This window comes from Legionella dresdenensis (assembly GCF_042649825.1).
GTDB lineage: Bacteria > Pseudomonadota > Gammaproteobacteria > Legionellales > Legionellaceae > Legionella_C > Legionella_C dresdenensis.
Genome location: NZ_JBHSAB010000019.1, coordinates 1 through 25,096, shown reverse-complemented (window position 1 = coordinate 25,096; position 25,096 = coordinate 1). Strand labels below are relative to the sequence as shown.

Sequence of the window (25,096 nt, the reverse complement as noted above, 5' to 3'; positions counted from 1 at the left end):
AACATTAACTGATGGCAAACAAATCTGGATGGAAAAATTGATAAACTAAATTTGACCTGACAGACACTTCTAAAAAACCGGCAACTGTCAGATCAAGTTTGAACTACTACATATTAAACTAATTCATTTTAATCCTATACCCAATTTAAAGGAATTACTATGATGAAATGCATTTTTATTGGTAGATATAGAATGCAATAAGTCCCACATGCCCCACCTTAATTGCAAAGGATGGGGACGGCTAAAACCTAGTAGTGACGTGCCTGCCCCAAATGTCCCTTTTGTCCCGATTGTCCTGTGTAATTTTATATCTGCAAATTATTATATTATTTCCTATTAATAAAGTACTGAGGATCACCCTGATTTCGATTTAAGTGGAATTTACCGCCTTTTTTGAGGTGCTGAATTATATCACTTACTAAACTTTCAAGCTTAGACGTGTCCCAATAGGGATTACTGAATGAAATTACATCTTCAAGTACCTCCCATTCTCCATCAATTGTTGCATTGTTCTGTTTTAAGGTGATGGAAAAATCAAAAAGTAGATTATTCTTATCATGTTGCCCGAAACCTGAAGTAGCTAGAAAATTATTAGTATTTAGTGGTATTGAGTTCCGACTCTTAACTCTATCTTCTATCCAATTTTTTAATTCACTTTCCATATGAAACTACCCTGTATTTTTTAACAGCATTTTTTGCACCTACAATAGAAGTATGATTTCTATTTATCTAATTGATTTTCGTAAAATTATTTGGGCTTTAGTTGCAGATATTTCTCCATAAGTTCATTGCAGTGTGATTCTGATATTTTGGGAATTTGATCTTGGATTGAGTGTTGAGAATTGTACTTATCTACTTTGGAGATTTTATTCCCATTTTGACCTTCTTTATACTGATTATCACCGACCACAAAATAATCTGTGACTTTAAAATTTAAAGACTTTGTTTGACCATCACCTCTTATTTTACCCCCAAGGTTTTCAATTCTTTCTCCAAATTCCTTTTTGGTTTTACAGGATCTAAAATTGCCTAAGAGATGAAAAGTTTTTTCAGAGAACTCTAATGCATCGAGTGTATGATAAGGCTTTTGTGCAGGTAAATGGAATCCCATAATTCATCCTTGAAAGTCTTTACTTAATTATAGTCTATGCTTTAATCTTTGTGTTTTATTTATGCTCAATGAATTTGATGCATTAATTGAGGTAATTCAATCCCATATGAATAAGCTATAATATTAAAAACTTGGATATAATTAACTACTTAATTATAAGGTAGGGATGCCTAATATGAGTAAATCAAGGCCATTTTCCATTTTTTTATTGAAACAAAATTTTGATTATACAAATTGTTTAAAAGAGGAAAATAATTTAGAAGAACAAGATTGTGATTTTTTACCACCAGATGCTAAATTTTATCTTCTTGACAGCAAACCAACCCCTCCTTGGTGGCGGCAATATTTTGGAATTAACAAGGAACTTACACAGGTTTTAAAAGGGGCTATTGTATTCATACCTGTAGAAATGAGATGGTTTGCAATAACTTTCGGTCATGTATCACACAATTTAAAAGAAGAAAGTTATGAATATGATTTTGGGATCAGAATAACATTAAACTCTGTTGATTCATTAAAACTTAAAAGTTTAGATATGGTTGAACCAGCAAGTTCTAAGCGACAACGCATTCAGTTACCCTCAAACTCTGATCTTACATATTTTGATTTTGATCGGGATAATACAATACTGAAAAGCCTTACTGGTAATGTTAAGGATCAATTTAAACATTTATTTAAACATTCTACAGGATCTCACAATATCAGAATCAGCTCGGACCGGGGACCGCAAAGTTTACAATTTCTATGTAAAGAGCTTTTAACGTTATATCAAGATGACTCATATATTGAAGAGTTTCCCCAGATTAATAATATCGCTCCTATTAAAGATCCCACTATAATACATACATTAAATGAAAATCTTGTAGCTGAGATTAAAACTAAAAACCATGCCATTATTTTAGCATTTCCAGAGCTTATCGATTATAAAGAGGGTTTTTATACTACATTTTCTGGAGAGGGTGCCGGTCAAATTCATGATGATTTAGAAATAAATTTATACTATGAATATTTAAAAAGCAGAAATTTCGATTTTAATAATATGGACATTGATACCTTAAAAAAGCACCATTTATGTTTAACGAATGGGGAAGGAGTTGCTCGTGGTGTTCGTCTAAGTGTTTATAAATCTTTGCTTTTTGATATTAAGCTTGCAAATCAAACTTATCATTTGTGTGAGGGTAATTGGTATCTAGTTGATAGAAATTTTGTGACGGAACTTAATACATACTTAGATAAATTTTGTAAAGATACATTGTTACCTCCTTTCAATCATGAAGATGAGGGACATTACAATAAGGAATGTGCTCATCGGTTATCTTCTTCCTTTTTATGTTTAGACAAAGGCAACATTTCTCCCAGAGGGCAATCACAAATTGAGCCATGTGATATTCTTGAAATTAATGGAGAAATTATAATTTTGCATCATGTAAAAAGAAGTACTTCTTCTTCATCTCTTAGCCATTTATTTAACCAAGGATTAAACTCTATTCGATTAATACGAAGTGATGATGACGCGTATGATAATTTGAAGAAAAAAATTTTGGGTTCAAATTTGGAATCTAAAAATAATCTAAATTTATCCAGCGAACAAAAATTCAAAGTAAGCTTCCAAATTATCACCTCTAAAGAGCAGAATGGTTTAAGTCATAATTTACCCTTATTTTCACGAATAAGCCTTAAAAGAACAATCAAGGAATTGAGCTGTATGGGGATAGATGCAGAATTTTGTTTTGTAAAAGATGAAAAGCCAACTATGAGTGTGAAAAAACCAAGAAAGAAGAGAAGAACCAATCAAGAGGGTTGAGTATTCTTTCTGTCTACATTGCGTCTACATGACTTTTCGAGCTTTCTGAAAACTACCGTAACTACTTGATTTTATTGGTGGGCCCACTAGGACTTGAACCTAGGACCAACGGATTATGAGCCCCTCAATGTCCGAATAAGCAATTGATTTTATTATGATTTATATCGCAGGAATCCACTACAAATGTCCTACGGTGTAGAACAATGTCGTACTTAAATACGCAAAATCCCCACTATAGATTTTTAAGAAAATAATTTTAATATTGAAACCCGATTGGAGATTTTGGGTCTCAATATTAAAATTATGGTATGAAACCAACTAACAAACATACAGTAAAAAATCTGTTTGCTCCTAAGAGTCTTTTATTTGGCTGATAATAGTTTTATGAATTCTTGTGTATTTATAAAAATACCAGGAGGTATCTGTTTCCAAAAAAAATTATTGATAAATAATGCGTTAGCAATGACTAGCAAAATATGGATTAAGCCTAGAGTTCTACCGAATTGCTTTCCAATTCTATATAAGGGGAGAGCAAGTAACTTTATTTGAAGCATAAATATCAATATTATTGTTATTAGAAACATACGATTTATCGTTGTGCCTAATGCCTCGTGCGTAAATATACTACTATTAATCTCAATTAAAAAAGGGACTGTTATAAGAATATAAGAGAGAGATAAAACTCTAAAGACTCGCCAAAATATTTGAGCTTCATAAAAAGTATTAGTTTTTACTTTATAAAAATAACCAATAGATTTAGTTAGTCCCCAATGAGAAAGCATCATTACTGCAGCTATAAAAAATGTATTGGCTATTAATAAAAGCATGATGGGAATAATATTAAAAATTTTAAAAGGATCATATTTGAAATAAGAGGGAAATAGACTTATGCAAACAAAGGTTAAAATATTAATAAAACCTAGACTGTAGATAAAATCCAGGAAATCAGACTCATAAGCTGTTATGGGGTAATTGGTTAGCGCCGGTTCTTTGAAAACATCTAGGTGTCTTTTTATAAAAGCAAAATGTTCTAGTCGATCAATGGCTACTTTGAATGGTTTTGTAAAATCCATGATAATCTCCTATAAAATCTTTATCTAAAACTAAGATGTACTAAACATAGCTAGTAATAAAATTGCTGAAGCCTTTGCATTGGCTTTAAATGATAAACATATGCAACATTTCAATCGTGCAATTATATTGGATAATCATTAAAGATAATGTAATTAATTACGCTAATCTCATATGTAATGGTGGCTATTTTGAGAGTGTTCAATTTAAATTAAACCAGCTAGAGAAACGAAACTATTAACTAGCTGGTTTATTACATTAACTTTTTGCAGTAGCCCCGCATGAGCAGCTGCATGAACAGCCAAAAGAGCTTGAGCATGCACCTGGTGATACCATTTGCGTTTGTTGGTTTAACGCAAAAATTTGGCTAGGAATCTGGCTTACATTTTTAAATTCTGACGAAAGGTTGGTTGATAATTTAATCATAATGACTCCTTTATTATTGTAAAAAACGGTATGTCCTTCATTTTTTGCACTGTGAAGCGCTAATTTGTTTCAGGGTTTGGATTAAGCTGTTTAATCTCAGCCCCAATGACTTCGCCTTGAATTGCGCTCGTGTTATCGATATAGATAATCGCAGAGCCGCCTTCACAAGTAATATTTCCTTTAACAACGGTTTGATTCATTAAAAATACACTTTGTTGAATTTTGGCCTTTAAAATGGCTTTAATATTAATTGAGTTAAGCGTGCAATGATTAAATTCAGCTTTTGCCGAGCGTATGGATAATTGCTCACGACATTCGGTATTATTTATGCTTATACCACCACTTAACTCGGCCGTTTCAAGGCGGATGTCGTGCAAGTTTATAGTGCCGTTAGCGACTAACAAGGATTCAAAGCATGATTGTGAAGCCTGTAAAGAGCCATTAACTTGGACTCTATTTTTAAATACCGAGCCTGCTTCAATAACCGCTTCTCCATTTACTGTTATGGGAGTAGCGATTTCTTTATTGCTGACTTTAAATTGGCCATTAATGACATCACAATTGTTCTCGGCACCGCAATCGTTATAAAAATCATTATTAGCAAAATATGAAATCAATTTTTTAAGCATGCTGACTTCCTTGGACGGTTAAAGGAGTGAATGGTTTCTGGTGATGTTGTTGAATCCGTCGTAATAGTAATAAGCAACCCACTGCAATGCCGCAGAACATGCCTGCCCTTAATCCCCAGGCCCCTAGCTGTTCAGTAAATCCCAGAATAAGGGAAATCGGAAGTCCAATTACCCAGCAAGAGATTAAACCGGTCCACATGCTTGATTGGCTGTCGCCATAGCCACGCAGGATTCCAGCAGCGACATTGCGTATGGCATCAAAAAGTTGAGTAAAAGCCGCTAAAAATAACAATGATTTGGCTAAAGCAATCGTCGCGGCTAATGAACCATCATTAATATTTAAATAAAATGATATAAGCCAAGTAGGGAATAACCAATAGATACCGCTAATTAGTAACATTGTAATTGCAACGAGACGAATGCTGGTATGGGCAATTTTGACCAAGGTATCCGGTTGCGACATGGCAGAATATTGGCTTATTAAAATGGTTGCCGATTGCGATATGCCCATCACCACCATCAGGGGCAACATAGAGCATTGCAAGCTGATTTGTTGCGCCGCCAGTGCTGTTGCTCCGAGAGTTCCAATTAAATAAGTGATGGCAGAAAAAGCAAGTAATTCTAACGAATATTGAATTGAAATTGGCAAACCGATTTTTAACAGCAATTTAAAATAATGCAACTGCATCGAGCTTGTCTGAAATAAAGCAAAGGCTTTGTATTGGTTAGAAAACTGTAAATAAATAATGATAACCGCTAATAAGACAAATGCCGTGACTGAAGTCGCAAGCCCTGCGCCATAAATACCCATTCCAGGATAATCACTGAACCCGAAAATAAAGGCGTAGCTCAATACAGTATTTAAAATTAAGCCAAGTATCGTAATATTCAACATGATTTTTGATTTGGAAATTCCCATGAAAAACTGGGTGTATACGGCACCCATTAAACTGGGTATTAAGCCGTAAGTAATTCCTCGGAAATAGTCGCCTGCTAATTGGCTGACTTCCGGTGGTTGGTGCAGAAACTCTAAAATGGGCTGAATATTTAACAGAACACCAATTAGAAGCAAACCCGCAATGGCGGCGATTAGCAAACCTGAATACACAACTCTTCCAATCGCTTTATGGTTGCCTGCACCATAGTTTTGCCCAACTAAAACACTAACCGAATAGAGCATTGACACGGCAAACAGGATAACTAAACCATAAGTACTGGTAATCAAGGCGCCTGCGGCCAATGATGCAGGGTTGAGTTTCGCCATAAAATACATACTGACTAAACTGGACGATGCACTAATCACATTGGAAAATATGATTGGAAAAGCAAGCAACAATAGTTGTTTGGTAATTGTTTTTTGAGGTTTCATCTTAAAATAAATCCTTAACGTATCAATGGTAATACTTGAGTTACAAAAAGTTGTAAAGTTTGCATCATCGAATCAAATGGCTGCCCACCAAAATCAATTTGCCATAAAATTTGATCAACTGCGGTGGCTGATTGTATCTCTTTAATTTTCTCTGCAGCGTAGGCAGGTGTTCCAATGATGGCTTGGGTTGTGCTGCGCATATGATGGGGTGAATTCTGGCGCAAGGCATAGGACATTCCTGTATAACCTAAATAATTACTTGAGGTTTTGTTATTCCATGAGTCAGCTGCATCGGCCCATACTCGCATGTATTCAGCTAAATAATAATCGCCAACTTTCTCTGCATCATTCTGATTCTCAGTGATCAATAGCGGAAGACTAATCGCAATCCTGGGTTTTTTCATCACTACATTCGGAATGAATGAATCACGATAGATATCAATTTTATTGACTAACTCATCAAAGCTACTTAAGGGCGGTGTAGCCAGCAAACCAAACCCTTGCTCTCCTAACCAAGCAAAACTTTGTCTTGAATTAACTGCAGCTCCCCACAAAGGTGGATGTGGTAATTGGGTAGGAGCGGGCAGGGAACGTACATTGTGAAAGTTAAAAAAGGGTGTTTCACAAGTCGTTTTATCTTCAACCCATAATTTTTTTACTGCTGTAATAGTTTCTTGAAATTTTTCACGACTATTATCCATGTCAATTTCAAATGCTTCAAATTCATAAGGCAGATATGCCCTGGCAAAGCCTACATCTAGGCGGCCATTAGAAAGTGCATCAAGCATGGCTGTTTTAGCGGCAATTTGAATAGGGTGATGAAATACTGGCAATATACACCCTGTCATAAGTCTAATTGTGCTTGTTTGTGCAGCAACACTGGCTAAAAACATTAAGGGGTCAGGGCAATAACCACCATATGGATGAAGGTAGTGCTCAGTCATCTTGATAGTATTTAAGCCCGCTTGATCTGCATATACCGAGAGTTTTAAAACGTTTTTAAAATAGTCGGCTGCTGAATAATTTTTATTATCAATATCCGGTAAAAATGATAATCCATACTCCATGTCTTATCTCCTATTAAATAACTGTAAAAATAAAAAATGTGACATGAGATATCACTAACGGAATAATAGATGGATTATGTAAATACAATAATCCATGAGTTACCCCCATAACAGTAGCTCCTATAGCAGGAAACATTGCACTCATTTTTGATGGCATATGCAAAGTTTGCATATAAATAAATAAACCTGTTGCAATAATAAAAGCGGTTAAAATCCCGTAGGGCATAAATGCATTAAATAGAACCGCTCGAAAAATAATTTCCTCAGAGCCTACTTGCATGGTAATAACGATTAAAGTTGCATAAAGGGGTAATATTTTAACTGTATCGTTATGGTGTCTTATCCATCCTGCATTTGCTATTGCCATCCAGCCATCTAGTGTTTTAGGTACCTTTTCTACATTACAATATTCCATAATTTTCATTGCGATTGTACAAAGTAAAATTGATAAACCGATTGTTCCAATACCTATTAGACCACCGTATAGACAATCTAAAAAATTAATTTGGAAGATAGTTGAGCAATCAATTTTAAAAACAACAAGCAAAGTAAAACAAAAAATAATATGGCATATTGCAACCATTACAAGCTCAACTAAACCGGTCACTTGGCTTAAAGGATAGGTAGAAACAAGGGAAGTTCTTTGTGCAAGTACCGGAGCGAAATCAAATATAATTCCTTTTGCATAATGATAAAAACCAATAAGCACAATCAAAACTGATATAAAAAGAAGCAGGATATGATTGATAAAATCAAGCATTCAACCTCTCCTTTAGTTTTTTAACTGCTAGCAAATTAAAGACAGAGTGTATTGCTATGGGTGTCAAAACTGTTCCTGATAATAAGTAAGCAATTAAACAGGTCCAACCTAAAATGAATTTGGTAATGACATGAACAAAACCGATGTTGATATGACTTAGTGCGAAAATAAGATTGACTAAAACTAGGTAAACAATATTTAACCAGTTTAAGGGGAACTCCATGCAAAATGTTGTTAAAAATCCTCTGTAAATTATCTCCTCACTAACCGCAATGAAAAAAATACTAGTGAGAGAAAATTCATTTTTTTTCTTAAATGAGCGAGTAGAACTATTTAAAAGATTTTTAATATTTAATTTATTAATCTTAATTGAATTGTTTTCTCTAGGTAGTAATTTGTATTTTCCAGGTAGTATTTTTATAAACCATATTTCAAAGTTAAAATATACATAACCTAAAAATACCCCTATGATTAAATATTGAATTTGTAAGGACAATGTTCCAGAAACTAAGCTTTTTAAGGGTATAGTAAAAAAACCAATAGCGACAATAAAAAGCTTAACTAGTGCATTAGTATCCATAAGTGAAAGGGCGCTTTTGCTCAACCATCTATCATAGATATGGCTAGAGATGAAAAAGCTCCCTAGCGTAAGATTAACTATACTTGCTTCAGGGTATGTCATCATGCTAAGGATACGGGTGTGGGAATGAATGGGAAAAACCACCATACGCATTAAAACGTGGATGAAGCATCGGTGGCGCACTTGGGAAGCACAAACTTAAAGTATCCTTACACCATAATCTTGAGACAAAAAAACCTAGCTGTTGTGCTTCGAGATTGGTTAAATCTACAAAAGCCAAACTTTTGCCTGAGCTATAAAATGAATCTAAGAGTTTTATTAACTGCTCTTTTTTCGTTCCCTTGATATCTTCACTAATTTCACTAGCGGTAACTGCGTTCCTACAATTAAATTTTTTAAACATAATCTCAGAAAAATAGCCCTTACCGTACATTGCTACATTACTATCGATATCATAGATAGTGCGCGGATCAATATCAGATAAATTATTATAAATTTTATCTTTTAATATCAGGATATTTCCTAAGTTTGAGACACCAACAGCTTCCAAGTAAGCTTTATAAAGTGCATCATTTAAAGAGGTGCTAGCCCCAAGACCAACAGACACTCGCGGAATGCTATTTTCAGGTTTTTCTAAAACACATGCTATGCTGTGTCCTAACAAGTCGGGGCTTCGGAGCCAAAAAAATCGTACTGTATTCTGTTTTAAATTATCGTACTTGTGGAGTAATGCTTGCATTGGTGCAGTCCGAGAATCTAATATAATTTCAGGAGCTTCATAATCTGAATACCAATGTCCCATAGCTGAATCAACTTGAATAATTTCCAAAATTGAATTTAGCAATACTGAAGCCTGATCAGTATGAGCAGCAGTACCGGTAGTAACAGCAGTTGAATACCAAGGCTCATTAGAATGTTTTTTGACATGATAACCAACAAATAAAAACTGCGCTGGTATCCACATCGGTTGACCAGCATTTAGAATCGTTGTTTTAACCCATGTTAGTGGTAAGGTTTTATCAAATTTATTATACGGAAAACTGGTCTTGGCCAATTGCTCATTACTGTATAAATCGAGATATGCTGACGATAGAACATTATCATAATGCCCTATCATATGATCATAACTAGCAAATAGCTGTTCATTCTTTATATTTAATTCTGCAACCAGTTGTGAATATCGCTCTATCGTTTCGCCCAGTGATTTAATGATTGGTTCGTTTAAGTAAACACCAGTACCGCCTGTATGATAAGCTCCTCTCCCAGGATCTTCCCTGTTTAGTAGAGTATGGACACCAGTAATATCAGCGCCTGCAGTCATAATGCGTGGTCCGAATTTACTGCGTTTAATAAATCCAATTTCTTGCACAAGGCCACAGATAGGATTCAACATCCGCTCCATGAGATTTCTGGTGGTGGATTCTACATCAATTGATGAATAATTTTTGGCAACACTTATCATCTTTCTTCCTTAAGCAAGCCTTGGACATCAAAAAATAGTTGACTATCATCACGATGAGGTTGTGAGCCACAAGTTTGGCAATTTGATACCTTAAGAAATTCATTAAATGTAATTTCCATTGTTGGTAAAAAAATGGATAAAACTTTATTTTTCGTGAAACTGCACTCAGTTAATAAATAATTAAAGACTTCTAATATTAAATGGTTAATCATTAAAGAGGTCAGCATATTCCTCATTGGAAATTCGGCTTTTTTAATTATCTTACTTTCAATTATTGCAGCTTTATATTTTTGGTAAGAGTGATATTCACGTAAATTCATGCTTACGCGTGTCTCAAAACACTCATAACAGGCAGTATTATTTTTTTCAAACAGAGGGCCTATAAAAATAAAAGGCCCATCTATTGCAGACTGTATCCATGTAATATTTAAGGCAGTAGCAATCCGATTAAATTTTTTAGCAAAAATGGGATTAATATGTTCTAACGCTAGAATAACAAACCCATTCTCAAGAAATTTAAACTCCTGCAGTAACTCTTCAAATAGGATGGCATTATATAACCAAGACTGATCATTGCTTTCAAGAAACTTAAATGTACTGTGATTCTCTGAGATGAGTTCTGCATTATCAATAGATAATGATTTTGATAGTTGCTCCTGTATTTCTTCCCCTAATTTTTCATCAGAGATTATATAAACTTTTTTCTTAAGTAGTTCTTCCTGATTTATTTCTCGATTTTTAAAAGCAGGGGCATAGATGTCCGTATAATAATCAAAGGCTGTTGCAGGACCTGTATCAATTACATTAAGTTGATTCAGGTGATCAATGATAGCTTCAGCCTCTGAACGAGCCATATTCAATGAAGAGGTTATTTCTTTTAGCGAAGAAGTGCCATCCAACGCTTTAATAAAGCGATAAAGCATTCCACTATTGGTATCGTCTTGTAAGGTATAGCTTATATGATTCCAGACACCAGATCTTAACTCAATGAAATCAGGACTATGGCCAATTACAGAAAAATATGGTTTGATTCTAATATTGTTTTCTTTCATATATACAACCTGAAATATGTAGTTTAAAACTATCGGCCAACGCCAATAACAATTGCATGAAATAAATGCTTATAAATTCCATCAAATTTCATCAGATTATGGATTTCAGCATTGTAATAACTAGCGCAGTCAACACCAGCTAAACCTAGAGCAGTAATTGCCAAGTGAATGTTTTGTGAAATACTACCTATCTCATGCAAAGTAAAACCTAAACCACGATTTCCATATTTATACATTGATTTTGCAGCACTACCAGCCAATAAACATATGGCGCTTGCTCGGGAAAGAGATATCTGATCCTCCTGTACGGAAAAGCATTCTAATAATTTTAAGGTATCTTTTTCGTCAAATAATTGAACCAAACAATCTTCAACAGGGTTGTACTGATATATCCCTCTATCTAGTTTCTTGACATTCAAACACGCAATATATAATTCAGTTGGGTAAATACCGCCGGCACTAGGTTGAGTTCTTAAATTTATTGAAGTTGAAGACCCATCATTCAAATTAACTTCAGATGTTGAAGTTATTCCTAATGCGGCTCTAGCAACCGTTGCTAAGTATTCAAAGGAAATACTATCACCGGTATATTGCCTAATGCTCCTACGTGATTTAAGTACCGAGTCTAAACTCATTTTTAAAGGCACTGATTGAGGTAATGCAATTTTTCTCAAGTGATTGTTATCTTCTGTACAAGAGAACGATAACATAACTGAACCAACACTCTCCAGGTAAGTTTGCATAGAGCATTCGCTCTCAATATCATTCCGTGTAAAGCCTATGTTGGCCAAAAAATCTTCTGCAATGCTCGAAGATGAGTGTTTTTCTTGAAAACGTAAAGACTGAACTTTAAAACCAATAGAATTAGACCATGGGACAAAAGGAGAATAACCATTGGTGTATGTGGCATGTTCTAAAATTCTAGCGAGCCCAGTTATGTTTGTTTTATCTGAATTCATAGCGACAACTTAATAAAGAAATAACAACAAACAGTTTAACTATACGAAGGCTAAACTGTTAAAAGATAATTCTATTTAGATTTATTAGTTGCACCACATGAGCAGCTGCAAGAGCAACCTAAAGTACAGCAACAACCGCCAGGGGCCACCATTTTAATCTGGTTGTCAGCTTTGAAGGATTGAACTGGGATAACGCTGGTATTTTTGAATTCGCTGGAGACATTTGTTGAAATCTTCATATAAATATTCCTTATTTTTCCTATTATTAGACCGATTTTTTTTATAAATCCTGTGTTAATCTCTTATGATTAAATGCAAGTTAACTTAGCAGAAATTAAGAAATTTAGATTAAATTAATTGCCTAATCAAAATCGATAATATCAAAATAAATCAGACTGCTCAATAAAATAAATTTAATAAAGGGGCACAGTAGTTGAAAAGTGAGCATTTTGTTTTTGTTTATTTTTTATTCAATTGCCGTTGGAAATAATATAAATTGATCATATTTAAGATACTTTGCCTGAGCGCAGGTTACAGTCGTCATTAAAAAGTGCACGGGTAAAAAGCGGTATCGCGCATAGTGCCGAATGTTTTCTAAAAGCTTCAGCCTACTTCGTAGCCCCTATCTATCGATAATAATCAAGTATTCCTTTGATAGTGCTACTGTGAGTGTCCGTAAGATCTTTTCTTAAAATGCAACAATCACTTTGCGAGTAAATTAAAATTTCCAGCCGTTTTTTGAAGTCTGGGTGGTTAATAAAAATCTCTAAATCATTGGAATATTCTTTGGCATCTTGCGGAAGGTAAGTAAAGATGAGACTACATGTTCTTCCATCGGAAATAGATGAATATGTTATATACGGCATGTGAGGCATAAATTTTTTGGGTAAACTATCTCTGCTAAATTGGTGTAAAAATATTCCAGCTCTTCCAAAGAATATGGGGTTATCGATCCCCCCTTGAAAAACAATATAATTAATTTGAGGAGCGATAGCATTAAGCAGCTGTTCACAGATTTCTTTCCTTTCTAAATAATCTGTTTCAGCCATTTTTAACCTACGTAGAAAAAAACCATTTTTAATTTTTCTTGCTATTTCATTTGTTTTTTTTGATGCGCCTCCTACAAGTGCGGCATTTTTCAAAAATTCGTGTTGTTTTAATTGCAATTGAAGAATATCTAACCCATAACATATGATTCTGTAATGGGCAAGCAGGGCAATCTTGGGGGTTACAACACCATTAAAATTATCCAGTTCATGAAAAAGGCTGTGGTCATGTTTATTACAAAATCCTTTAAAGGTCGATATTTTATCAAGATCGCAAGGTTTATAGTACTTTCGTTTTTCTTTTGGTCTTATGTTTTCAAATGGCTCATAAACAAGGGTTTGTAGTTGAATTATCTGATTGTTCGCATATTTTTTAATGCATGATTTCGATAAAACATGAGATCCAATAGGTGGTTCCTTGCATCCTGGATACATACAAACCTTATTTTCATATTTAATGCTACTATAATCTGAAATTAAGCCATATGGTTTTGGAGGAATAAGTTCTATTTTAGTCTCTACAGTCATGAATTAAAATCCGGGCTAAATTACAAATAGAACGAAATATACACAGGATACAGCCAGTATTGACCCAAATAAGAACAACAAACTATAGTTCTTCGCTTGCTTTGCAATATTATTAATTTCTATTACTGAATTAGAAATTACTTTTTTAATTATTGATACAGATTCATTTGTGGCTTCTCGCACCGAACGAGTCATAGTTTCTTTACTACTGGCCAATGCCATATTAATCATTTTTTCGGCTTTTTCTCTGGCATCATCTCGCCATTGAGAGGAAATGACCTCCATTTCCTCTTTGAACTGTGCCAGCATAGCTACCTGTGCTTGTCGGGTTTCCTCAATTAATCTATTGTTCATGGTCTGCAGAATGAGAATTGGATCATCCTTACTTAAAATCACCCCATGCTTGATTGCAATCTCTTGAATAACGTCATCGAATTTATCAGCCATTAGATCACCCTGGCCTTGTTACATTGTCCAAACAGTTGATCGCGAACGATTTTTAAGCGTTGACGAGTCATAATGCTTTTTTCTGGCGTACCTAACACTTCATCAAAGGTCAGTTTTTGTTGAAGCATCTCGGTAAGATCACGGCCGTAGGTCTCTTTTTTCAGATCAGGAATTTGAATTAAGGCTGATATTCTGTCTTTATTATCTCGGTAGGCTTTCAATTGCTCAAAGGCTTTACCGTCATGCTCTATAGCTCCCCAATAGGGATTAAGCCAGACTACAAACTGTGCTTCATTTTCAAACTGGTCAATCAGCTGCGCAAAGCCATTAATAGTATCTAGTAAGGCCTGGCCGCCGGTTATGACAGTATGAATGACCATTTCATGGCCTAAGTCTTTTAACAAAGCTGGAACTTGGTTGCTGATGAGGTAATGAGATAGCGGCACAAAAGAACTGGCGCCGTTGTCAATGACTACATCATTAGTTGTTGAGGCAATTTTTCAATGAGGGTATCAAAAAGACGGGGGTTGATTTCATCACCGCTCATGACTTGAATATGGTCTACATTTAAAGCTTTAAAGCCATGGAAAGTTGAGTTGATGGGGTCAGTGTCAATGCACAATGGAGCTTGGCCTTTATGATATTTGTATTGTGCGGTTGTTGCTGAAATAAATGATTTGCCGACACCGCCTTTGCCCTGCAGTGTGATATGTATTTTTGCCATTACAAGAGATCCTCCAAGTTAGGTTTTGGATTAAAAGTAAAGCCACGAATTTCGCTTTTTGCTTTACTTTTAACTTTTTCATCTTCCTTGGTGTTTTCCTGCATAGACGGCTTTTTTTCTGTAGTAATCAAACGTGCTACATAGCCACAAAAAGTTTTATATGAAAATGAGATTTTGCCTTCCTCAACTAAGGTTTCCCAGACAAGCTTTATAGACCAGCCGTCAGCTAGAGCTATCGCGATATCTTTTTTTAACGCAAGAAAAGCGGCTTTATTTACAGATTTATCAGAAACATTTCTATTCATCTGCTTTGCTGCGATTCGTTCGCTGAGGGAGTTTCCCATATTATACTGTCAGTTAATTATTATTCTCTTTTGATGGTATGAAATATTGTGTTGCTCTGCAATAGATTATGTTATTTTCTTTCCTTTTGGCGTAATTAAACATCTTCTTAAGTGCATAAATATGTAATTTACAGTAAATATCAGTAATTATTCGTAATTAATATGGCTTTTCGAAAAATAACATTGAAATTACATAAAATTACCTGATAGTATGAAGTCAAATGAACTTAAAACGCAGGGCAAGATAGGTGAAGTTAGCTAACCAGCAAGCTGGCTACCAAACCTCACAAGTCTTATTCGCACCTTCGGTGCTCAACGAAAAACCGGTATTTTGAGGTCAAATCAATACCCAAAGGATTGCATAACCACTTAATAAAGAGGTCGGCATCCTTATGGACGAGAAACTTAAAAAACCCACCAGAAAAAATGGTCGTCATCTTCGCGTACCTGTTTTGCCTTCTGAAGAAATTCAAATTAAATCGAATGCAGCCACTGCTGGCCTTTCAATTGCCGAGTACTTAAGACGGGTTGGTCTCGGTTATCAAATTCAAAGTAGTGTTGATAAGGATTATGTACTGCAGCTAGCCAAAATTAATGGAGACTTAGGACGGCTTGGAGGATTATTAAAACTATGGCTGACTCAAGATAAACGGGTTGCACACTTTGACCTTCAAACAATAAGAACATTGTTAGCTCGTATTCAAACCACCCAGGATGCAATGTTTGAAGTGGTGAAAAAATTATGATTATTCGCCATATTCCTATGAAAAAAACGAGGCTCAGCAGCTTTTCAGGTCTTGTTCGGTATCTTTGTAATCAACAAAACAAACAGGAGCGCGTGGGCAAAGTGAGGCTATCAAATTGTAATAGTCTCGAACCTATATGGGCTGTTCAGGAGGTACTGGCAACACAGGCTAAAAACCAAAGAGCAACGGGTGATAAAACCTACCATATGCTCATTTCGTTTGCGTCAGGTGAAAATCCTTCAGAGCAAACCTTACAGAAAATAGAAGAGAGTGTGGTGTCTTCTATAGGATTTAAAGAGCATCAAAGAATCTCAGTTGTCCATCATGATACAGACAATCTTCATATTCATGTTGCGATTAATAAAATTCATCCCCAAACTTTTAATATGATTGAACCCTACAGGGCATATAAGACTTTTGCTGAAATTGCATCTAGGCTCGAAATTGAATTAGGTTTAAAAATAACCAATCATCAAACTCGTAAAAACCGTTCTGAAAATCTTGCTGACGATATGGAGCACCATTCAGGTATTGAAAGCTTGATTAATTGGATGAAGCGCCACTGCAAAGAAAAACTCGAGGCTGCCAATAGCTGGATGGAGATTCATGGTATTTTAGCAGAACATGGACTGATAATGCGTGTCAAAGCCAATGGCTTTGTGTTTTGCAATGCCCAAGGACTCACTACTAAAGCCAGTTCAATTTCCAGAACCTTCTCTAAAAAAAATCTCGAATCCAGGCTAGGTCCATTCGTACCATACTACTTAGAAGACAATGTGCCTGCATCAAATGTTTATCGTTATGAACCATTAAATAAACAAGTACTTGGTTCTGCGCTGTATGCCAAATACCAGTATGAAAAATCGCATAATAAGCATTTTATTACAGACAAACTTAAAAGGTTGCGCGAGGCTCGAGCCAAACTTGTTGAACAGGCAAAAAAGCGAGGTCGAATGAAACGTGCGGCTTTGAAATTAATGAACCTTTCTAAAACGCAGAAAAAATACCTATACCAGCATATCAACAAAACACTGCTTAATGAAATTGATAGCGTAAGGAAAAATTACGCAAAAGAACGTAGTCGGTTACTAGATTCTCATCAGAACAAAACCTGGGCTGATTGGCTGAAACAAAAAGCACAAAGTGGCGACCAGGATGCCTTAGTGGCAATGCGTTATCGCAATCGTAAAAATAATCATGCATATTCTATATTAGGTGCAGGCTCAGTTTTATCTACTTTAAATTTTGAACAAATCGACTCTATTACTAAAGAGGGCACTGAGATTTATAAAAAAGATAACAGTGTTATTAGAGACAATGGGAAAGAAATCATTATTTCTAAAGGTGGATCTATTCCTGCGCTTAAAAGAGCATTGGAAATGGCAAGACAGCGCTATGGTGACTGCATATGTGTGAATGGCTCCCCACTTTTTAAAAAGATAATCTTGCAAATTGTAATTCACTATCAAATGCCAATCACATTTGCTGATTTGGATATGGAAAATCAACGTCAAAAATTAAACATTGAACAGGAGAAATCCCATGAACAATCAAGACCAGACCGACAAAACCATAGAGAAAGAACTTCAGGAGGCTATGAGGCTATTGGAACAGCCACTGAAATTAGAAGGAACCGAGGCACAAAGCCCAACGCTTTCAGCATTAGACAAAGCTCGCCAGCCAAAGATCACAACAGCCTGGGAAACCTGTCCCAATGCGATCTGGTTCAGCTCACCAGAGGAGGTCAAGTGCTATTGCAGGATAATGCACATGATCAGCTGGAGCGGAAAGGATTCAAACCTGATAACGATGTGCGACGGAAAGTTTCTAGACTAATGAAGCAATTGAAAAATCATTAACAATAAATTTTTTAAAATAGCTTTTTACAGGCATAGCTTGTTAGTTAATTTGCGGATAGTCATTTTGACTGAGTATCCAGAGCTCCATCTACTAAGCAATAACAGTTCGTAGTTAAATTGTAACCAAGACATTTAGTAAGAAAATCATCCAAATAATTAATATTTATAATTGGGAAGGAAAGCATCATAGCATTTTCTTGCAAACACAAATCTATCGAAACAATTGCTTTGTGCAAAATCCATTTATGTTGATTTTACATTTGGTTGAGGCCCTGAAGCATAGTCAATAACGTAAATGTCTGAGTTGGTTATGATCATAGGGATAATATGTAGTAGGATTACCGAGGGAAAATGACGGATTAATTACCAAGCGATTATGTCGCGCTACTATATCAGCCCAAGAAGATCCAAACAATCCTCACTAAGCCATTTCAAGTGAGGATTTTGCTTTAAGGACTCTAAGGGCGGAGGTATTCATATTTTCACGAAGCCAGATATTCCTTACCCCAGCAGAGCTGATCTCAATATCATAGTTTGTTTTTAGTTGAGCAGATACTTGTGCTTGTCCAAGATGAGGGTTTATTAATGAGAAGTTAATGACAGCTTCTTCAACGTTCTTGGCAGTTCTATTTTTGTGGTGAATATCCGGTTGAAAGGTCCGCTTTAGAGCCAGTGGGCCTTTCTCCTTAAGCAGCCGCCTATTTTTATAAATTGTTTCACGAGAACAACCGCTGAGGCGAGCTGCTTCTGATACATTACCTAATTTTTCCGCCAACTCTATGGCATCAATTTTCTTCTGAATTTCTAAATCATAGATAGAAGGTTTCGTAGGCTCGATAACTTGAGAAACGGCGAGCTGGCGACCTGCAAAATAGGCGATAAAGCTCCCATTAGGCTGTTTTCTAATTTCCAGGTCTTGCTTGGCAATAGAGTATCTGAGAGGTGATTCTATTAAGTAGAACTTGTTGCCATAGCTGAACGTATGATCGTTGCGGATTTTACGATATTCCTTCTCAACACAGATATTGTCTAAGTCTAAATGCTCAGGGACAATGGCGAATTCAGGCAATATATTTTTGGCACTCACGACCAGAGTCTTTTGCCAGAAACAAGGAATGAAAATCTCTTGTAGATAACGATTGGCGTTTTGCATATCGTTGATATTTTGTAAGCGTAGTTCAGGGATGAGGCGGTCTTGGAGTGTATCGAATGAGCGTTCGATACGGCCTTTGCCTTGTGCGGAATTGGCGAAGATAATTTCAATACCCAGCTCTTCGCATGCTCTTTGCATTTGTGAGAAGTTACATCGTTTTGGTCCACCAAAAATACCGGCTCTGTCAACATAAAGGGTTTTAAAAATTCCTTTCTTTTCAATATAGTCCCGCATTACTTTTAAACAGCCTTGTGTGGTTTCTGATTTGAAAAACTCAGCATGGATTTCACTGGTAGCATCATCAATAATGGCAATGAGGCAGGATTTTTTATCTCCAAACCACTTATGAGTGCTGCCATCCATTTGCAATAATAAGCCTGAAGACTCCATTCGTTCTCTTTTTTTACGTACTTGGGAACGTCTGCGCTTAGCTCGTTTCACATGATGAATATCATGTGCCCAAGTACGCAAGGTCTCACGTTTGATAGAGATTCCTTCGTTTAGAGCTAACAGTTCAGCAAGATGTTGCAAATTCACGTCATAATATTTTTCTTTTATGAGAGCCTGAACTTTTAACTTCAAATCAGCAGGGATTTTATTGACTGGATTTTTACCCGTATTACCGTGAATAGCGAACATAATACCTAACTTTTGGTATCTATTAAGATAACGTTCGATCGTTCGCCTGGAACAAGCGAGTAGTTTGGCTGCGTTGTTAATAGTTATCTTACCTTCCGATACTTTAGTAATAACATCAACCGTAAGTTGAGTCTTCGAATCCATAATAATCATCCTTAGCAGCCTCTAAAAGTACCTTTAAATGCTTTCAGAAAATCACTGATTAATTAGAATCCGTCAATTTCGCTTGGTAATTAAGATACGACATAATCGCTTGGTGGTAACATGTGATAATGACTCTAATTCAAAATGACTCTAATTCAGAATTTATATCATTTTTCATACTTAGAAACAGTCTCTTCCCAGTAATAGAAATCACCATAGTCGCCATTGCTATACTGATATCTTTTCTTTGAGCCATTAATGCTTTGAAATTTAAAATTTGTCCGAAGGTAACCACTATGTCCTTTTCGATCTGCGCGAATAGGGCAATACCATTTCCAAAACAAGCTGTTTACAGCAAATATGCAATATAAAGCCCCTATCCCAAAAACTAAGTTACCAAGCGAATATATAAATGAACCCATATTTAACCTCATCAATAATGATCATAATTTAATCTTTTGCGCAATATTACATCATTTATAAAGTTAATGCCACTTATTGGGTGTGGAACTTATAAGGTGTAATCGATTTAATTTTCTTATGAAAGAAAAACACCAAAATCTTATAAAAATAGGGTATAAAATCAGAGAGCTTCGTTTAAGTAGAGGGTTTTCCCAAGAAGGGATTGCTGATGCCTCTCATATGGGGCGTACCTACATGGGGCGAGTTGAGAGAGGAGAGCAAAATATTTCTATACAAAATTTAATTCAGATTGCTTTTGCCCTGAATGTTAATGTAGGGGAACTAATTCCCCCAATAAATGAATTAATTAATCCCGGGTTTGATGATTCAACCACCACAACTTGAATATTCAACGACTCGAATTGGCTTTTGGTTAGGATGATTTAAATATTGTAAAGTCGCACTATTAAACCCAAATCCTAGCTTTCCCTCCCAATCACCATTCCTTTGTTTGTCACAACACCATATACAATCTGAATCGTCTAATTTTTTTAAATCTTTCTCACTAAGTGATGCCCCGCTTAATTGAATTTGCTTTAGTTGCTCCTTATTTTTATTTCTCCAAATAGTAAAACAATTATCTGCTAAATCACTAATAGCACCAGTACCTTTGTTATCAAGTTTTCCCGGGAGTAGTGATTCATCTGCTACTTTACGTGGGTGCACTACTATATGAATGTGGCAATTATATTGGTTTTTAAAATCACACAATTGCTCCATGAACGCTTTTTGAGCTTTGTAATCGTCCTCAGCAATATCTAACTTCATAAAGGAATCAATTACAAAAGTATCAACACCATATCGCTGACGTGCATAAAGAAACACTTCTAGGAGGCGTTTTGATTTTGCAGTGCCAACTAAATCAAAAAGCCATAATTTATCTTCATACCATTCATGGATAGCGTGGATATAATTAATACTTGGCGACTCTAAAGCACCTGCTTGGCGAGTTAATCGGGTTAATAAACGGCTGGGCTTTAACTCAAGGCTTGCAATGCACACGCGAGCCCCTTGTTTCATTGCGTGAAGAATTATTTGGCCTAAAAATTGACTTTTACCGTGGCCATTAATTCCAGTCCAAACGGAAAGTTCTCCCGGACGAAAAAGAATTTTTCCCTTAGCTTTATCCCAAGGCGCTTGATAGCCAAGGTTAGTCTCTGGTGTGGGATAAAAACTATTAATAACCTCGTTAACATATTGGTGTGCTGATTTTAATTCATCAGGGTCTAACGATCTCGCATTTATAAAACACTGCTGTATTTCTTGGTGGGAAACATTTTCTATTAAGCATTGATTGGCATCTTTAAATGGCAGTTCCACAATTCGACAACGATGCCGCCCTAATCGTTCAATTAATTCGTGGATGGCTTTTTTGCCCTCATCATCATTGTCAAAGCATAAGTAAATTTCATCAAAAATTGATAAGCGATCAAACTCATACTCAAGCCATTTGTGCTTATTACCACCACCTCCGCCAAAGGGAACAGATACAGTAGGGAAACCGTATTGGTGCAGTGTCATTGCATCAATTTCACCCTCACATATAGTTATTGTCCGAGCGTTAATAGGAATTAGATTCCAGCCAAATAAAGAGGGTTCACAATTTGGTTCAACAGCAATTTGCTTTTTACCTTCAATACGCTCTAATCCAATATACTTTACAAAAATAAGCTCATTTTCTCGCATGTAAGGGAACACAATATTTCTATTTTGCTGACTAATTTTATAGGCATGGATAGTCTCCGCAGTTAACTTTCGTTCGTTGGTAAGGTAATGCAGAACTGGAGAAGTAGAATTTATTGCAGAAACATTTTTTAATTCCGGCTTAATGAATTTTTGTGGCTTATGAGCAATGAATTGGGGCATGGTAATGCCAAGGTAGTGACATGCTTCCCTGATTGCCTCAGAGATCTTTAAATTCCGTTGTAAAGCCCATAGGTCTAATAAGTCTCCGCCTCTGCCATTAGCAAAATCGCACCATATACCAGCTTTTTCACCAGTCAAATGCACTCCAAGAGAGCGCCCAGTTTCACCATTAATATTTCCTACGCGCCATTCATTACCCTCTTTTTTTCCATTAGGCAGCAGATAGCGTGCAACATCTTCTACACGTTGTGATAGTTTTTGAGATATTTCTTTGGCTCTCATCTACAGTACTCCTGCCATTATGCTACTTGCCTGAACTTCATTAGCTGAATTGGTAGCATTATTCATGTAACGCTCAATGCGCTCTGCATCACGAAAAATAAGTCCAATATCATCATAAATGGTGTTAGTAGGATTTTTGCCCATGTTGTAGGGGTTACAAGCACAACCATCTATTGCTTGTTTTAAATCAGCTACGCTGTAGCCTAGCTTTAAAGCATTAGTGATTATGCGTTTTCTTTTATTATCAAATTTGGCACAGGGATGATTCATTACCGTTTTCCAATGCTCAAAGATTTCTATGCTGATATTAGAATCAGGATGAACAACATCCACAGGTGAAGTTTGTACTTCACATATATTGATATCCTCTCCAATCCTTTCCCTTCCATTCCTTTCCGTAGTGGAGGACTCATTGAGTAATTTGATAGCTATAGGGGATAGCTCTGCTAGTGCTCCATGAGTAATCGTCGAATTATCATCGATTTTTTTCAAAGCAGATTCTGGCATGGGATGGCGATATGTTGGTTTATCAATGCGTTGGTGCTTTTTCCAGCCAGTTACTAGCCAAAATTTTTCATCATCAACTACATATTCTCGTAAGAGATTGTTATGAATGAGCTCGTTTATCCAATTTTTAACATCATTAATTGTGCAATCATCAGCAGGAAACACCTCCGCTTTAATGCGAATATATGAAGCGGGATGTACTCCATGATCATCACAAAAGTTCCACATACCAATAAAAAGTAATCTGGCAGTAAGTGAGCAGCCTAAAACCTGCTCACTTGTCCAGAACTCGGGCTTAACAGTCCTAATCCGTGACATATTAATTACCCTCCTTGTACTTTAATGCTTTTTCCAGTTCCTCCAAGGTATCAATAATCATCTGCACCCATCTTTTAGATGAGTTAATAGCAGCTTTAGAGGGCTTTTTATTAAGGATAATAAACGATTCAAGAAGGCTTTTTGGCAACATAAATAAACGGTTTTTAATATCGTCTAACATTAGCTCTTTCTTACTCATGATGACCTCCATTTGCATTACCCTTGTAAATATAAAGACCCACTCTATGTAGTACGCCATTGCTATCTATTTCGATTACCCAGTGAGTTTCAATTTGGTGACCTCTTCTCCTGAGCTCCATTATTCGGCCGCAAGGATGTAATATTCCTAGGTGTTGGCGTGCATGAAGAGTAGATAATTGAGAATAAGCTTTTAAGTACTTTAACAATCTTGCACGTTGTGAAGATGAAGAGTTATCATGCAAGGGCCTTTTGGATTTATGATTGCCCAGTTGTGCGACTGGGTGATTTTTTTCGGTCATCATGATTATTTATCTCCGTGATTGGCTACCCATTCAAAAAAAGCAGCTTCATCAATGAGCACACGTTTACCTACTTTTTTAACAACTTTGGCAAAACCGTTTTTTTCTTTATTGAAGATAAGATTGCGTAATCCACCAATGGGTGGCCATTCATGGTGAATGTTCCAGTTAGGAACAGGAATATAACGAGTTGTCATTTGCTACCTCTTATTATTCAGCACTTTGCGGAATTGCTAGTGCTATAGAGGTAGTGTTTCATCATGCTTTCATCATTAACGTCATTTTATGAAAGTGATGACGCAAACGATGAGAATATTTTTGATTTGTCAGTGTTTAAGTTTATATTTTTGTTTTAAACGCCTAATCTTTATAAACATCATCATAGCTTTCTTTTGAAAGCTTTTCTTTTCCGGTGCTTAATGCACTTACATAATTTGAAAAAGCACCTTGTGAGAAAGATTTTGCACTTTTATCACCTGTTCCCCATTTGATTAGGGCTTCGCTTCGACCATCAGTCCATGGGGCGATTGATTCAATCCAAAAATAATGAGCTTTATTTTTTTTTATTTCTTTCCATATTGCTTCTGCGCAATTATCGTCTAAAGAGGTGTAAAATTTTTGAATTAATAGTTTTAGCCGATGCACTACTTTTTTCTTACCCTTGCCTTTAATTGTTTTATTGGTTACAGATAAAGATGGTTTTTCTGGTTTTTTGCATAAATTTGAAAAATTATCATCATCCAAAAGGAGGCGAATAACTGCGTTAGGGGATATCACGTAGCTGCATAGTTCTATATTACCAACTTCCCGAAGAGAAATTTTTTTTAATTCATCTTTAAATTGATACAATGGATTACAGACTATATTCATTAACTTATTATGTAAGTTTGTTTTAAATGCAAGTAAGGCTTCATTTGAAAAAGTTAGTTTTTTCAAAGAGCAAATTGCCAAAACCCATGATAAGTCAATTAGCTGAATAGAATTAGTTATTTTTGCCAAATCAATTTGAAATTGCTTCCCGATACAAATTTGAGCATAAAGAGCCATTATCTGCTCATGGCGTTGTTTATTGTTTGTTTTTATAATGAGCGTTTCCAGCGCTCTTATTCTGCTATTTAAGCCCATTGTCACTTACCCAAATATTTGTTCGTTCATTCGCGCTACCACCTTACTAGTACTATTTCCATTTAATTTTGACATGTAGCATTGTCTAATGTATTTACAGATTAAATTTATTTAAG

The 25,096-nt window shown here is 35.7% G+C and carries 25 protein-coding genes and 1 pseudogene; 4 read left to right on the top strand and 22 right to left on the bottom strand.

From position 1 onward, the window contains the following. Positions 1-326: 326 nt before the first annotated feature. Together ACFORL_RS08050 and ACFORL_RS08045 are read right to left on the bottom strand one after the other, a co-directional pair. Positions 327-662, bottom strand: coding sequence for a hypothetical protein (locus ACFORL_RS08050; protein WP_382342858.1), 336 nt, complete (start codon positions 660-662; stop codon positions 327-329). 86 nt (positions 663-748) lie between these two features. Beyond that, complete coding sequence (locus tag ACFORL_RS08045) at positions 749-1,111, bottom strand: BRCT domain-containing protein (RefSeq protein ID WP_382342856.1); 363 nt, start codon at positions 1,109-1,111, stop codon at positions 749-751. Positions 1,112-1,286: 175 nt separating this feature from the next. On the opposite strand from ACFORL_RS08045, the gene ACFORL_RS08040 reads away from it, so the two are divergent. Beyond that, on the top strand, positions 1,287-2,915 hold the full coding sequence (locus ACFORL_RS08040) for a DUF6119 family protein (protein WP_382342854.1): 1,629 nt from the start codon (positions 1,287-1,289) through the stop codon (positions 2,913-2,915). Between the two features lie 362 nt (positions 2,916-3,277). Here the strand turns inward: ACFORL_RS08040 and ACFORL_RS08035 are convergent, their stop codons facing one another. The 13 genes and pseudogenes from ACFORL_RS08035 to ACFORL_RS07975 form a co-directional block, all read right to left on the bottom strand. Continuing rightward, a complete protein-coding gene (locus ACFORL_RS08035; RefSeq protein ID WP_382342852.1) occupies positions 3,278-3,988 on the bottom strand; it encodes a hypothetical protein in 711 nt (236 codons plus the stop codon). A gap of 483 nt (positions 3,989-4,471) precedes the next feature. Then, entirely contained in the window at positions 4,472-5,041 is a 570-nt protein-coding gene (locus ACFORL_RS08030; RefSeq protein WP_382342850.1) for a hypothetical protein, read from the bottom strand. After that, on the bottom strand, positions 5,034-6,410 hold the full coding sequence (locus ACFORL_RS08025; protein ID WP_382342848.1) for an MATE family efflux transporter: 1,377 nt from the start codon (positions 6,408-6,410) through the stop codon (positions 5,034-5,036). Before ACFORL_RS08025 ends, ACFORL_RS08030 begins: the two co-directional genes overlap by 8 nt. A 14-nt stretch (positions 6,411-6,424) precedes the next feature. Then, entirely contained in the window at positions 6,425-7,477 is a 1,053-nt protein-coding gene (locus tag ACFORL_RS08020) for an LLM class flavin-dependent oxidoreductase (RefSeq protein ID WP_382342846.1), read from the bottom strand. Between the two features lie 13 nt (positions 7,478-7,490). Further along, complete coding sequence (locus ACFORL_RS08015) at positions 7,491-8,237, bottom strand: CPBP family intramembrane glutamic endopeptidase (protein ID WP_382342845.1); 747 nt, start codon at positions 8,235-8,237, stop codon at positions 7,491-7,493. Beyond that, complete coding sequence (locus tag ACFORL_RS08010) at positions 8,230-8,922, bottom strand: CPBP family intramembrane glutamic endopeptidase (RefSeq protein WP_382342843.1); 693 nt, start codon at positions 8,920-8,922, stop codon at positions 8,230-8,232. The genes ACFORL_RS08015 and ACFORL_RS08010 overlap by 8 nt, the downstream gene beginning before the upstream one ends. A gap of 1 nt (position 8,923) precedes the next feature. Beyond that, positions 8,924-10,279, bottom strand: a complete 1,356-nt coding sequence (locus ACFORL_RS08005; protein ID WP_382342841.1) for a YcaO-like family protein — start codon at positions 10,277-10,279, stop codon at positions 8,924-8,926. Continuing rightward, positions 10,276-11,331: a TOMM precursor leader peptide-binding protein gene (locus ACFORL_RS08000; protein WP_382342839.1), complete on the bottom strand. Its 1,056-nt coding sequence runs from the start codon at positions 11,329-11,331 to the stop codon at positions 10,276-10,278. The genes ACFORL_RS08005 and ACFORL_RS08000 overlap by 4 nt, the downstream gene beginning before the upstream one ends. Before the next feature lie 29 nt (positions 11,332-11,360). After that, positions 11,361-12,290, bottom strand: coding sequence for a SagB/ThcOx family dehydrogenase (locus ACFORL_RS07995; RefSeq protein WP_382342838.1), 930 nt, complete (start codon positions 12,288-12,290; stop codon positions 11,361-11,363). A gap of 626 nt (positions 12,291-12,916) precedes the next feature. Next, positions 12,917-13,864: a hypothetical protein gene (locus tag ACFORL_RS07990; RefSeq protein WP_382342836.1), complete on the bottom strand. Its 948-nt coding sequence runs from the start codon at positions 13,862-13,864 to the stop codon at positions 12,917-12,919. Between the two features lie 15 nt (positions 13,865-13,879). Beyond that, positions 13,880-14,311: a conjugal transfer protein TraM gene (locus ACFORL_RS07985; protein ID WP_382342834.1), complete on the bottom strand. Its 432-nt coding sequence runs from the start codon at positions 14,309-14,311 to the stop codon at positions 13,880-13,882. After that, positions 14,311-15,035, bottom strand: a pseudogene (locus tag ACFORL_RS07980) (PRK13886 family protein). The gene ACFORL_RS07985 and the pseudogene ACFORL_RS07980 overlap by 1 nt, the downstream one beginning before the upstream one ends. Beyond that, positions 15,035-15,379, bottom strand: a complete 345-nt coding sequence (locus ACFORL_RS07975; protein ID WP_382342832.1) for a TraK family protein — start codon at positions 15,377-15,379, stop codon at positions 15,035-15,037. Before ACFORL_RS07975 ends, ACFORL_RS07980 begins: the two are co-directional and overlap by 1 nt. 392 nt (positions 15,380-15,771) lie before the next feature. Between ACFORL_RS07975 and traJ the strand changes: the two genes are divergently transcribed. Both traJ and traI read left to right on the top strand, forming a co-directional pair. Next, positions 15,772-16,125, top strand: a complete 354-nt coding sequence (gene traJ, locus ACFORL_RS07970; RefSeq protein WP_382342830.1) for a conjugal transfer transcriptional regulator TraJ — start codon at positions 15,772-15,774, stop codon at positions 16,123-16,125. Then, positions 16,122-17,984: a TraI/MobA(P) family conjugative relaxase gene (gene traI, locus ACFORL_RS07965; RefSeq protein ID WP_382342828.1), complete on the top strand. Its 1,863-nt coding sequence runs from the start codon at positions 16,122-16,124 to the stop codon at positions 17,982-17,984. The genes traJ and traI overlap by 4 nt, the downstream gene beginning before the upstream one ends. Before the next feature lie 421 nt (positions 17,985-18,405). Here traI and ACFORL_RS07960 read toward each other — a convergent pair whose 3' ends face one another. Continuing rightward, positions 18,406-19,929, bottom strand: coding sequence for an ISNCY family transposase (locus tag ACFORL_RS07960; protein ID WP_382342826.1), 1,524 nt, complete (start codon positions 19,927-19,929; stop codon positions 18,406-18,408). A gap of 531 nt (positions 19,930-20,460) precedes the next feature. On the opposite strand from ACFORL_RS07960, the gene ACFORL_RS07955 reads away from it, so the two are divergent. Then, a complete protein-coding gene (locus tag ACFORL_RS07955; protein WP_382342825.1) occupies positions 20,461-20,727 on the top strand; it encodes a helix-turn-helix domain-containing protein in 267 nt (88 codons plus the stop codon). Here ACFORL_RS07955 and ACFORL_RS07950 read toward each other — a convergent pair. From ACFORL_RS07950 to ACFORL_RS07925, 6 genes are all read right to left on the bottom strand, one after another. After that, positions 20,710-22,530 carry a bifunctional DNA primase/helicase gene (locus ACFORL_RS07950; RefSeq protein WP_382342823.1) on the bottom strand — a complete coding sequence of 607 codons (1,821 nt, stop codon included), beginning with the start codon at positions 22,528-22,530 and terminating at the stop codon, positions 20,710-20,712. The two genes, ACFORL_RS07955 and ACFORL_RS07950, sit on opposite strands and share 18 nt — an antisense overlap. Then, a complete protein-coding gene (locus ACFORL_RS07945) occupies positions 22,531-23,355 on the bottom strand; it encodes a hypothetical protein (RefSeq protein WP_382342821.1) in 825 nt (274 codons plus the stop codon). It abuts the gene before it with no gap. A gap of 1 nt (position 23,356) precedes the next feature. After that, positions 23,357-23,554 carry a hypothetical protein gene (locus tag ACFORL_RS07940; protein WP_382342819.1) on the bottom strand — a complete coding sequence of 66 codons (198 nt, stop codon included), beginning with the start codon at positions 23,552-23,554 and terminating at the stop codon, positions 23,357-23,359. After that, the gene (locus tag ACFORL_RS07935) at positions 23,547-23,855 is read right to left on the bottom strand and encodes a helix-turn-helix domain-containing protein (protein ID WP_382342986.1); all 309 of its coding nucleotides are present in this window, start codon (positions 23,853-23,855) and stop codon (positions 23,547-23,549) included. The genes ACFORL_RS07940 and ACFORL_RS07935 overlap by 8 nt, the downstream gene beginning before the upstream one ends. A gap of 5 nt (positions 23,856-23,860) precedes the next feature. Then, positions 23,861-24,052, bottom strand: a complete 192-nt coding sequence (locus tag ACFORL_RS07930; RefSeq protein ID WP_382342817.1) for a hypothetical protein — start codon at positions 24,050-24,052, stop codon at positions 23,861-23,863. A gap of 163 nt (positions 24,053-24,215) precedes the next feature. Next, positions 24,216-24,980 (bottom strand): hypothetical protein, encoded by a 765-nt coding sequence (locus ACFORL_RS07925; RefSeq protein WP_382342815.1) that lies wholly within the window; start codon positions 24,978-24,980, stop codon positions 24,216-24,218. Between the last annotated feature and the right edge of the window lie 116 nt (positions 24,981-25,096).